Origin of the sequence: Blautia fusiformis (assembly GCF_020686995.1) — a bacterium.
GTDB lineage: Bacteria > Bacillota > Clostridia > Lachnospirales > Lachnospiraceae > Blautia_A > Blautia_A fusiformis.
In genome coordinates, this window is sequence record NZ_JAJEPT010000010.1 from 95,590 (window position 1) to 106,881 (window position 11,292).

General features: G+C 46.2%; 8 protein-coding genes. 6 read left to right on the top strand and 2 right to left on the bottom strand.

The window, feature by feature from the left end:
• The first annotated feature begins 11 nt into the window (after positions 1-11).
• From LKD46_RS10060 to LKD46_RS10075, 4 genes are all read left to right on the top strand, one after another.
• Positions 12-560 (top strand): BMC domain-containing protein, encoded by a 549-nt coding sequence (locus LKD46_RS10060; protein WP_015525948.1) that lies wholly within the window; start codon positions 12-14, stop codon positions 558-560.
• Between the two features lie 72 nt (positions 561-632).
• The gene (locus LKD46_RS10065) at positions 633-1,397 is read left to right on the top strand and encodes a DeoR/GlpR family DNA-binding transcription regulator (RefSeq protein ID WP_092070138.1); all 765 of its coding nucleotides are present in this window, start codon (positions 633-635) and stop codon (positions 1,395-1,397) included.
• A gap of 136 nt (positions 1,398-1,533) precedes the next feature.
• Entirely contained in the window at positions 1,534-2,685 is a 1,152-nt protein-coding gene (locus LKD46_RS10070) for a 1-propanol dehydrogenase PduQ (protein ID WP_110104062.1), read from the top strand.
• A 344-nt stretch (positions 2,686-3,029) separates the two neighbouring features.
• Complete coding sequence (locus LKD46_RS10075) at positions 3,030-4,247, top strand: cob(I)yrinic acid a,c-diamide adenosyltransferase (RefSeq protein WP_227574090.1); 1,218 nt, start codon at positions 3,030-3,032, stop codon at positions 4,245-4,247.
• Positions 4,248-4,350: 103 nt separating this feature from the next.
• Here the strand turns inward: LKD46_RS10075 and LKD46_RS10080 are convergent, their stop codons facing one another.
• Entirely contained in the window at positions 4,351-5,661 is a 1,311-nt protein-coding gene (locus LKD46_RS10080; RefSeq protein ID WP_092070132.1) for a hypothetical protein, read from the bottom strand.
• Between the two features lie 287 nt (positions 5,662-5,948).
• On the opposite strand from LKD46_RS10080, the gene recQ reads away from it, so the two are divergent.
• The gene (gene recQ, locus LKD46_RS10085) at positions 5,949-7,778 is read left to right on the top strand and encodes a DNA helicase RecQ (protein WP_092070130.1); all 1,830 of its coding nucleotides are present in this window, start codon (positions 5,949-5,951) and stop codon (positions 7,776-7,778) included.
• Between the two features lie 615 nt (positions 7,779-8,393).
• On the opposite strand, the gene LKD46_RS10090 is transcribed toward recQ, so the two are convergent.
• Entirely contained in the window at positions 8,394-9,242 is an 849-nt protein-coding gene (locus LKD46_RS10090; protein WP_021651531.1) for an AraC family transcriptional regulator, read from the bottom strand.
• A 205-nt stretch (positions 9,243-9,447) separates the two neighbouring features.
• Here LKD46_RS10090 and LKD46_RS10095 point away from each other — a divergent pair, with 205 nt between their 5' ends.
• Positions 9,448-11,244, top strand: a complete 1,797-nt coding sequence (locus LKD46_RS10095; protein ID WP_015525941.1) for an L-fucose isomerase — start codon at positions 9,448-9,450, stop codon at positions 11,242-11,244.
• Positions 11,245-11,292: the final 48 nt, after the last annotated feature.

Consider the following 11,292-nt stretch of genomic DNA (forward strand, 5'->3'; position numbering starts at 1 on the left):
ACGTGCACAAAATGAGTAGAGCAATCGGAATGATTGAGTTTAAAACCACACCAGCTGGTATCACTGCAGCAGATGCCATGGTTAAGACATCTGAAGTAGAGATCGTGGAGGCGCAGACAGTATGTCCGGGAAAATATATTGCAATTATCACCGGAGATTTAAGCGCAGTAAAAGCTGCTGTAGACACGGCTGTAACAACATACGAGGACAAATGTATTGACAGTTTTGTACTGGGCAATCCACATGAGTCCATTTTCCCGGCAATCTACGGAACCACACAGGTCGAGGAGATCAGTGCCCTGGGAATTCTTGAGACCTATGATGCAGCATCTATCATCGAGGCAGCAGATCAGGCAGCTAAGACAGCTATCGTTGATCTGATCGAGCTTCGTATCGCCAAGGGTATGTGCGGTAAATCTTACATGCTCCTTACCGGCGAGGTTTCTGCAGTAGAGGCTTCTATCGAAAGAGCAAAAGAGCTGGTAGCTGAAAAAGGAATGTACATGGATTCCTCAGTGATCGCTCATCCGGACAAGAGAATGATCGATACGATCCTTTAATATTGTCTTTATATCTGAGGGATATCCTTTTGAAGGGTATCCCTGCAATGACATCTGAAAAGGAGGCATCTTATGCTAGCATTAGAGAGAAGAAATCTGATTCTCGAGAAATTACAGGAAGAGAAAAGGGTTGTTGTAAGTGAACTAAGCCAGCTTTACAGTGTCTCAGAAGAAACCATCCGCCGTGATCTGGACAAGCTGGAAAAAGAGGGACTTGCCACAAAGAGTTATGGCGGTGCGGTGATCAACGAAGATGTCGGTATTGATTTACCATTTAATGTTCGTAAAAACCAGAATGTACAGGGAAAGCAGAAAATGGCGGAGATTGCTGCTTCCATGGTGAATGACGGAGATCACATTTTTCTGGATGCCAGCACAACGGCAGTTTTTGTGGCCAAGGCGCTGAAAGAAAAAGAACGTCTCACCGTTGTTACCAATTCTATGGAGATCCTTCTGGAACTCTCTGATGTATCCGGCTGGAATATTATTTCCACCGGTGGAGTGATGAAGGAAGGGTATCTTGCATTTCTTGGTGCCAGAACCGAAGAAGTGATCCGTTCTTATTATGTGGACAAGGTGATCTTTTCCTGTAAGGCATTAAACGAGGATATGGGGATCATGGAATCCAAAGAAGCCTTTGGAACAACCAAAAAAGCCATGATCAATTCCGGAAAAATGCGTATTCTGGTGGTAGACAGCACGAAATTTGATCAGACTGCTTTTTCCGTGGCAGGACAGCTGCGGGATATCGAGACGGTCATCACAGACAAAAAGCCGTCTGAAAAGTGGCTGAAGCATTTCAGCGCGCATAAGATCGAATGCATCTACCCGAAATAGGTTGGACATATATCGGAAAACGATTGTGTTCATGAGCATGCAGTGTATGCGGAATGCGGAGATCCGCTTTACTTTATCCGGCCACAGGCAGACAAAAGAGACCTGTGTTTCGGTATGACGAGAGGGAGCAGTTTCTATGAATACATTTGAAATGAAAACAGCCATCCATTTTGGAGCTGATGCCCTGGGAAGACTGAAAGAAATTCCATACAAAAGAGTCCTTGTTATCACAGACCCGTTTGTTGTAAAAAGCGGAATGATCGATATGATCACAAAACCGCTTCAGGCAGGTGGAAAAGAATTTGATATTTTCTGTGATGTTGTTCCGGATGCACCGGTTGGAAAAATTGCCGAAGGAGTTAAGAAATTCCTTCAGTATCAGCCGGAAGCTATTGTTGCAGTAGGTGGTGGTTCTGCCATCGACTCCTCCAAGGCAATCCGTGAGTTTGCCCTGAAGATCAATAATTACGGAAAAGTCGGACTGGTTGCCATTCCTACAACAAGTGGTACCGGTTCCGAGGTTACTTCTTTTGCAGTTGTAAATGATACAGAAGCACATGTGAAGTATCCGCTGATCTCAGAAAGCCTGACCGCTGATGAGGCAATTCTGGATGCGGAGCTTGTACGTAGTGTTCCGCCTGCGATTACAGCAGATACAGGTATGGATGTTCTGACTCATGCAATTGAGTCTTATGTCAGCATCAACCATAATGAGTTTACATCTGCACTTGCAGAGAAAGCAATCGAGATCTGTGGCGTATATCTTTATCGTGCATATGTTGACGGTAATGATATGCATGCAAGACAGAAGATGCATGTAGCGTCCTGTCTGGCAGGACTTTCCTTCAATGCAGCAGGTCTTGGAATTACTCACAGTATGGCTCATCAGCTGGGTGCTATTTTCCATATTCCTCACGGAAGAGCTAATGCGATGCTGTTGCCGCATATTGTTGAATATAATGCAAATATCAACAAACGCAGCAGAAGCCAGAAAGAATATCTTCCGGCAGTAAAGAGATATTCCAATATTGCACATCTTCTTGGACTGAGCAATTATAACGAAGTTATGAGCGTAAGATCTCTTGTAAACTGGATTCAGTTTATGCAGAAAGAGATGAATATCCCGCTTACCATCGAAGAGATGAAGACGATCACACCGGATGCTTATTTTGCGGCGGTTGATAAGATGGCGGATATGGCACTTGCGGATGCCTGCACAGCGGCAAATCCGCGTGTACCGAAGAAAGAGGATATTGTTAAGATTTATACTAAACTTTGGTCTTTTTGATAAAAGATGAAAACCGCAAAGGGGCCGCAAAGCCGCGGCCCCTCTGCACACCCCTCGGGCTTTTTTTAGAGTGCTTGACTGTGGCGGGCGGAAGGGTATTGACTTGTGCCTGTATGCTGCGGTTGTTCCGGGTTGAACGTTGTGCCGATGGGGCGCCGTGGGCGCTTTGGATGTGTGACGTTGTTGGCAGGGGCTGGCGCGTTTGTGAACGCCGCGCTTGGTTTGCCGGGATGGTTGTGGTGTGTGTTTACGTACGTGTGGTATGCGTAGCATTTCGAGGATTGTAAAATTGGTCTGATATGGGTGGGATTATTTATCAGGAGTTGCTGGGAGGTTGAGCTGGGATGGAGGTTTATACCGGGTATGGTGATAAGGGGATGACGGATCTTTCCCATACGAAGAATGTTTCAAAGTCGGATGATCGGATTTGTCTGATGGGGTCAGTTGAGGAGCTGATGAGTCATATTGGGCTTGTGCGGGTTCTGGTTGATGATGTGGATGTTGTCCGGATGCTGGAGAAAATCTCGGAGACTTTGAAGAAGATCATAGATGGGGTTTCTGATCCTTATAATCGGGAGTTTAAGGTCAGTGAAGACCGGACGGAGCTTCTGGAGGAGGAGATTGGCCGGATGAAAGAGATTTTTTCCGGAGAGAGGCTTCCGATTCTTCCGGGGGATTCCCGAGTTGCGGCTGAGATTGATGTGACAAGAGCTGTGGCACGGAGGGCTGAGAGAGAGCTTGCGCTGGTCAGCGTGAAGTTTGGATCGGATACCGGAGCCAAGAAATATATGAATCGATTGTCGGATTATTTTTATGTGTTGGCAAGGTATGTGGATGCAGCGAAGATTGAAGAGAAGAAGACAGATATTTCTGAAAGTGTTCAGGAATCTGTGAAAGCAGAAACTGCTGGGATTGTAGCTAATGTTGGGGCAGAGGCTGTTGGAAGTAGTGCGGATGTTGCAGCGGGTACATCGGCGGTGGATGTAAGAGCACAGGATTCGCAGATGGTGCAGAAAAGGGATGTACAGGCTTTTGATGTGCAGAATGGGACTGTGACGACAGCAGCGGGAGGAAATACGGCAATGGCACAGAATGACAGTATAGCAGCAAACACGGCGATGATCCAGGAAGTGCTGAAGCGTATGGGTATCCAGGGTCGTATCACATTGGATTCTGCCAAGAGGCTTATTGAGAAGATCGAGCAGGAAGCTTTGAGAAGAAACAAGCCTTCCGTAATTGCGATATGCAGCCCGGATGGAAATCCGGTTGCGGTTCATGTGATGGATGGATCTTTTCTTGTAAGCTTTGAGGTGGCTTTGAAGAAGGCTTATACATCGGTTGCAGTGAAGATGTCCACCATGGAGCTTTCCAGACTGACACAACCGGGCCAGACATTTTATGGTCTTGGAAAAATGAGTGACAATATTGTGATATTCGGAGGCGGTGTACCCCTGAAGGTTGGAGACACCATCATCGGCGGTCTCGGTATCAGCGGCGGTACCGGCGAAGAGGATAACAGCCTTGCAGAGTATGGACTGCAGGTACTGAATGAGGTACTGTAGGATAAAAACAAAACGTATAGACAGCTCAGAGAGAATAAATAAAAGGGACGTGTTGCAGTGATGATTTTTAAATCAATACTGCGGCACGTCCCTTTTGAATTATTTATTTCCAGCTAATCTTCAGGCATTTAACGGAAATATCACTTTTTTCCGGCGCCTGGACCATGTTCTGGATGAAATAGGTTTTTGTCATGGATTTTCCGGGCTTTAGGTTCAGTGTCAGGTTCTTGGTCCAGTACATCTGGTCATAGATACCGGAACCGGTGGTGATCTGTACTTTTGCGGTGGTGATGGTTTTTGCAGAAGTATTGGTAAATTTTAAGGTATAATAGGTCTTCATGTCATTGGGGCCATACTTGATACCGGCAACACTGATCTTCAGATTTTTGACGGTAGGTTTGGCGGCCGGTGCGGACACGGTAATAGTGATCTTACGATTGACACCGTTTAAGTTTGCGGTAACCGTGGCTGACCCTTTTTTCTTTGGGACAAGATAGTTTCCGGAAATGGCAAGTACAGAAGGCTTGCTGGATTTTGCATTTTTGATGGTCAGATTGGTACCGCCCTTTAGATTGATAAGAGAACGCATGCTGACCTTGGAACCAACCTTGAGTGTAGTCTTGGAAGCGCGGAAGGTTGCTACGGTTTTTGAAGGCGAGGTTACTTTTCCGGTCAGCTTACAGGCTGCGGCCTTTGGATAGGATAAAGTGATCTTTGCGGATCCAGCTTTCATGCCCTTCAGGGTAACTGTGAAACGGCTGCGTTTTTTGGAATCCTGAGTGATGCTCTGTACCTTGAGAACAGAGCTGTTGGAAGAAGTAACCTTGAATTTTGATTTGCTGATGGTTTTTACGTAGGGATCAGAAATCTCGATTCCGATGGAAGTGGTTTTTCCGGTTCGGATGCTCTGGTTCAGATAATTGTTGTTGGTGATAAAAATTTCCGGAACAGCCTGTTTGATGGTAACCTCATAGTCACAGTCTACCGGTACCGGACATTCTTTATTGCCGAAATCGAACTCCAGGTAGCCATCCTCTATGTTGTCATCGTAGGTGAAAAAGGTTTCCTTGTATGCCAGTGGTGTATAATTTGAAGTGCTCAGCTTAACCACATTGATCCCATCGATGGAAAATGTGGTGCTTTTTGGGATGACTCCCTTGGGTGAATAAAAGCTTACACGAACTGTCACGGCATAGACCCGTTTTTGGCAGTTTGCATTTTTGATGTTGATCGGGAAATTAATGTCTGAAGACTCATCTTCGATCACACCGTCGGTATCACGGATAGTGGAAGTGGTTCCTTTGGTCACGACCCGGACTCTGGCGTGGGCATCCTGGGGAAGCAGGAGCACAATAACGGAAAAAAGAAACAGGAAAAAAATTGCTTCGATGGTTTTTATTTTTCTTTTACACATAACAAACCTCCTTTTTTTATGAGCATTCCGGCTGTTACTGAACAGAGGCCCGGGTACTCCATGAATTCATGGTCCTCTGCTGCGGAACAGTATAAACAGACTCTTTCTCTTATATCATTATAACAGGAAACCAGAGAGGAAGTGCTTTGTGATTTTTTTGTATCAATTGGCAATTTATCTGTAAATATGTTAAAATAAAATATTCGGAAAACAGCAGCGATTCGACAATGAAAAAGAGAAGCGTTACAGTTCCGGTGGGAACGTAACAGAAAGGATCATGTCGATTTATGACGAAACAGGAACTTTTAAAGACCCATTTCGGGTATGATACATTCAGAGAAGGGCAGGAAGCGGTGATCGATGCGCTTCTTGCAGGAAAAGATGTTCTGGCAGTGATGCCAACCGGCGCAGGAAAATCCATCTGCTATCAGGTACCGGCACTGATGATGAAGGGGATCACACTGGTAATATCACCGTTGATCTCCCTTATGAAGGATCAGGTGAGAAGCCTGAACCAGGTCGGTATCTCAGCAGCATACCTCAACAGCTCTCTGACGCAGGGGCAGTATTTCACAGCCTTGCGCTATGCAAAGGCAGGACGATATCCGATCATCTATGTAGCACCGGAGAGGCTTACCACAGAGGCGTTTCTGGATTTTGCGCTGAGCGCGGATATTTCCATGATCGCAGTGGATGAGTCACACTGTGTATCACAGTGGGGACAGGATTTTCGGCCAAGCTATCTGAAGATCGCAGAGTTTGTGGCACAGCTTCCAAAAAGACCGGTGATCGGTGCATTTACAGCTACAGCTACGAAGGAGGTCAGGGAGGATATTGCAAGACTTCTGGGGCTTCAGGATCCCTTTTGCACAACCACAGGATTTGATCGGGAAAACCTTTATTTTGCAGTGAAAACACCGAAAGATAAATATAAGGAAGTACACGATTACATACTGGAGCATCCGGACGACAGTGGAATCATCTACTGTCTCACCAGAAAGGTGGTGGAGGAGGTTTGCGGAAAGCTGATCCGTGACGGCATCACGGCCACCAGATATCATGCAGGACTTTCCGATGAGGAACGCCGGAACAATCAGGATGATTTTATTTATGACCGCTGTCGTGTGATGGTAGCCACCAATGCATTTGGAATGGGAATCGACAAGTCCGATGTGCGTTATGTCATTCATTATAATATGCCGAAGAACATGGAAGGCTATTATCAGGAAGCAGGCCGTGCGGGCCGTGACGGCGATCCTGCGGAATGTATCCTGCTTTACAGCGGGAAGGATGTGGTTACCAATCAGTATCTTATCGAGAGAGGACAGGATAACCAGGAAATGGAAGCGGCAGCCTGGCGCCTTGTCCGGGAGCGTGATCAGGAGAGGCTGAAGCAGATGACCTTTTACTGCTTTACCCATGATTGTCTGCGTGAGTACATCCTGAAATATTTTGGGGAATACGGAAAAAGCTACTGCGGAAACTGCCTGAACTGCCAGACCGAGTTTGAAGAGCAGGATGTGAGCCAGGAGGCCAGGGCAATGATCCGGTGCGTGGAAAGCAGTGGTCAGAGATACGGGGTGAACGTGATCCTGGATACTCTGCGCGGCGCATCTACGGCGAAGATCCGGCAGTATGAGATGGATGGAAATCCGGAATACGGAGTCTGTGCAAAGATTCCGGCACACCGGCTGCGGCAGATCTTTAATTATCTGGTACTGAAGGAATATCTTCATCTGACGGATGACGGATATACGATTGTGAAGTTGACCGCCGCTTCCAGGTCATTTCTGGAGGAGGCGCATATCCTCACAATGAAAATGCCAAAAGAGCTGGAGACGAAGAAAAAAGAGAAACGGAGCAGACTTCCGAAATCTGCAGTCGGGGAGCTGGGAGAACAGGATGAGCCCCTTTTTCAGAAGCTCCGTGCTCTTCGCCTGGAAATCGCCAGAGAGGAAAAAATCCCCCCTTATATGGTCTTTTCCGACAAAACCCTTATCCATATGTGCATTCTGAAGCCCGGAAACGAGGAGGAAATGCTGAATGTGACAGGAGTCGGCAGGCACAAGTACGAAAAATACGGAAAAAGGTTTATAGACGCGGTGAAAAATCTGTAGGAAATAGACTTTTGCCGTCGAAAAATGAAGAGCGAAATGTTCTGAAATTTCTTGCATTTTAAAGAGGCATTTGTTAGAATAAGACAAGCAGGAAACATCCGGCGGCTATAATGCGGCCGGATCGTTTTTAACTGTATCATATTTCTGCTGCATGTTCCGGTGCAGCGTACAGGCATTTCGCAAGCAGAGTTCTATGCAGCAGTGGAATCCCTTCGAGTAGATGGACCAACTGTGTGAGATATCCGTTGGTCAGAAGCAAGCAGTGAGGTGGATGATCGTATCCGCTTTCAATTAAGACATAATCTGGTGCTGGTCACTGCGTAAACAGAGATCAGGCTCCTTCACGATCTGCGTCGGCTTTTTCATGCAGAAAATCTGCCCTGCCGGCTTTTTTTCTCATACAGAAGAGTAGCATGTATTCATAAAGACATGAACATAGCCCGTCTGCAAAACGGGAATCCGTTCCGGCATGACTGTTCTCCGCCAGGCCGAAAAAGCTGTATTTACATAAAACAGCCCAATTCCTCAAAAAGCAGGATATCCGCAATATGTGCGAGATCCTGCTTTTTGTCATGTAATACTCTGATATGTGCCATTAAGACGTGGAAAAATATTTCAGCGTCTTTTATATTTGCCGGGGGTGATCCCCTTGTACTTTTTGAAGGTACGGATAAAATAGCTCAGATCATTAAAGCCATTCCGATAGGCAATCTCTGTGATGGAATCATCGGTGGTAGCCAGCTGGCAGCAGGCCTGCTCGATCCTCTGGCGGTTGAGGTAATCCATTGGTGTCTGATGCGTCATCTCGGAAAAGAACCGGCAGAAATATTTGGGAGACATGGAAACCGAAGCGGAAAGCTCCTGCAGGGTAATGGGGCTGGCATAGTTCTTTTCAATAAATTCCACGACCTGCTTCAGCTGGACAATGCGCTTGTAATCTCGTCTGGTTTTCCGCAGGCTTTCCAGGTAGTAATGATTACCAAAAACCAATCCGAAAAAGTGGTAAAATTGTCCAAACACAACCAGCTCATATCCTGGCTTCCTCTGCCAGAAAGAATCAAAAAGAGAGTTCACCGCTCTCTGGATATCAGGCTGCTTTTCGGTGAAATGGTGATAGATCAGCAGCTCCTGGTGGCTGATCTTCTGCATATATTCTGTGCAGACGGAATTAAATTTCAGAAACATGTTCATATCAAAAACAATGCACTGATAGATACAATCCTGAGGAATTCCGGAATGCAGAACTCCACTATTGACAAAAATCACATCTCCGGCTTTTGCTGTAAAACTTTTTTCGTCTAAAGTGACGGTGAGAGTGCCCTGTAATACACGCATGATTTCACATTCTACATGCCAGTGGTAGGACATGACATAGCGTGGATGGCTGCTGTCAATGTGGTGGAATTCAAAAGGAAATTCATAGGTACCTCGAAGTCTGTCCTCATTTCTTCCAAGATCGTGCAAAATACAACCCTTCTTTCTTAAATTTTATAGATTTTTTAGGAACTCATATGAAAAAGTGAATATTGTACTGTTTTTTGCTATTATAACACAAGTAATTTAAAAGATGCAATCGTATAATAAAAGCATAGTTCGGACAGGAGTTGTCAGAACGTGAAAAAACTGTAAGTTATAATAGTGAATATAAATTTAGGAGGTAATTGTTACTATGGCAAAGAGCAGATTAGTAGGCAGCTATCCGGTTATCGGTATCAGACCAACCATCGACGGACGTAGAGGAGCCCTCGATGTAAGAGGATCTCTGGAAGATCAGACTATGAACATGGCCAAATCCGCAGCAAAGCTTTTCGAGGAGAACCTGAAATATTCAAATGGTGAGCCTGTAAAAGTTGTTATTGCTGATACCACCATCGGACGTGTTGGTGAGAGCGCTGCATGTGCGGATAAATTCCGTAAAGAGGGTGTAGATATCACTCTTACAGTTACACCATGCTGGTGCTACGGAGCTGAGACCATGGATATGGATCCACAGACCATCAAGGCTGTATGGGGATTCAACGGAACAGAGAGACCTGGTGCTGTATATCTGGCATCCGTTCTTGCTACACATGCACAGAAGGGCCTTCCGGCATTCGGTATCTACGGACATGACGTTCAGGAAGCTGACGACACATCCATTCCGGAAGACGTTAAAGAGAAACTGTTAAGATTCGGTCGTGCAGCAGTTGCAGCTGCATCCATGAGAGGTAAATCCTACCTGCAGATCGGTTCTGTAACAATGGGTATCGGCGGATCTATCATCGATTCTGATTTCATCGAGTCCTATCTCGGAATGAGAGTTGAGTCTGTTGATGAGGTAGAGATCATCCGTCGTATGACAGAGGGTATCTACGATCACGAAGAGTTTGAGAAAGCTCTCAAATGGGCAAAAGAGACCTGCAAGATCGGTTGGGACAAGAACCCGGAAGAGCTTCAGTTCTCACCAGAGAAGAAAGAGGAGCAGTTCGAGTTTGTTGTTAAGATGGCAGTTATCATCAAAGAGCTGATGAACGGCTGTGATAATCTTGCTCCGGAATTCTCCGAGGAAGCGATCGGACACAATGCTCTTGCAGCTGGATTCCAGGGCCAGAGACAGTGGACAGACTTCTATCCGAACGGTGACTTCGCAGAGGCTATGCTGAACACATCCTTCGACTGGAATGGCGCTCGTGAGCCGTACATCCTTGCTACAGAGAACGACGTTCTCAACGGACTTGGAATGCTGTTCATGAAACTTCTTACAGGACGTGCTCAGATCTTCGCTGATGTTCGTACATACTGGAGCCCGGAGGCAGTTAAGAAAGCTACAGGATATGACCTTGAGGGTGTTGCCAAAGAAGCTGGCGGATTCCTTCATCTGATCAACTCCGGTGCTGCTTGCCTGGATGCTAACGGACAGGCTAAAGAGGCTGACGGAACACCAGTTATGAAACAGTGGTGGGATGTTACAGAGGCAGACCAGAAAGCGATCATGGACAACACAGAGTGGTGTATGGCCGACAACGGATACTTCCGTGGAGGCGGATACTCCAGCCGTTATGAGACACGTGCTCAGATGCCTGCAACTATGATCCGTCTGAACCTTGTAAAAGGACTTGGACCGGTTCTTCAGATCGCAGAGGGATGGACAGTAGCCCTTCCGGAAGAGGTATCTGACAAGCTTTGGAAACGTACAGATTACACATGGCCATGTACATGGTTCGCTCCAAGATGCGATGGCAAAGAGGGACCGTTCAAAACAGCTTACGATGTAATGAACAACTGGGGTGCTAACCACGGTGCGATCTCCTACGGACACATCGGTGCAGACCTGATCACAATGTGCTCTATGCTGAGAATCCCGGTATCCATGCACAACGTTCCTGAGAAGGATATCTATCGTCCGGCAGCTTGGAACGCATTCGGTATGGAAAAAGAGGGTGCAGACTTCCGCGCTTGCAAGAACTATGGACCACTTTACAAATAAATCATATTGTTAAGATAACGGAATATCAAATCCTCCGGCATGCATGTG

What these genes read in the sequence shown, in the direction of transcription:
- LKD46_RS10060 (WP_015525948.1), top strand. Translation starts at nt 12, where the DNA reads ATGAGTAGAGCAATCGGAATGATTGAGTTTAAAACCACACCAGCTGGT.
- LKD46_RS10065 (WP_092070138.1), top strand. Translation starts at nt 633, where the DNA reads ATGCTAGCATTAGAGAGAAGAAATCTGATTCTCGAGAAATTACAGGAA.
- LKD46_RS10070 (WP_110104062.1), top strand. Translation starts at nt 1,534, where the DNA reads ATGAATACATTTGAAATGAAAACAGCCATCCATTTTGGAGCTGATGCC.
- LKD46_RS10075 (WP_227574090.1), top strand. Translation starts at nt 3,030, where the DNA reads ATGGAGGTTTATACCGGGTATGGTGATAAGGGGATGACGGATCTTTCC.
- LKD46_RS10080 (WP_092070132.1), bottom strand. Translation starts at nt 5,661, where the DNA reads ATGTGTAAAAGAAAAATAAAAACCATCGAAGCAATTTTTTTCCTGTTT.
- recQ (WP_092070130.1), top strand. Translation starts at nt 5,949, where the DNA reads ATGACGAAACAGGAACTTTTAAAGACCCATTTCGGGTATGATACATTC.
- LKD46_RS10095 (WP_015525941.1), top strand. Translation starts at nt 9,448, where the DNA reads ATGGCAAAGAGCAGATTAGTAGGCAGCTATCCGGTTATCGGTATCAGA.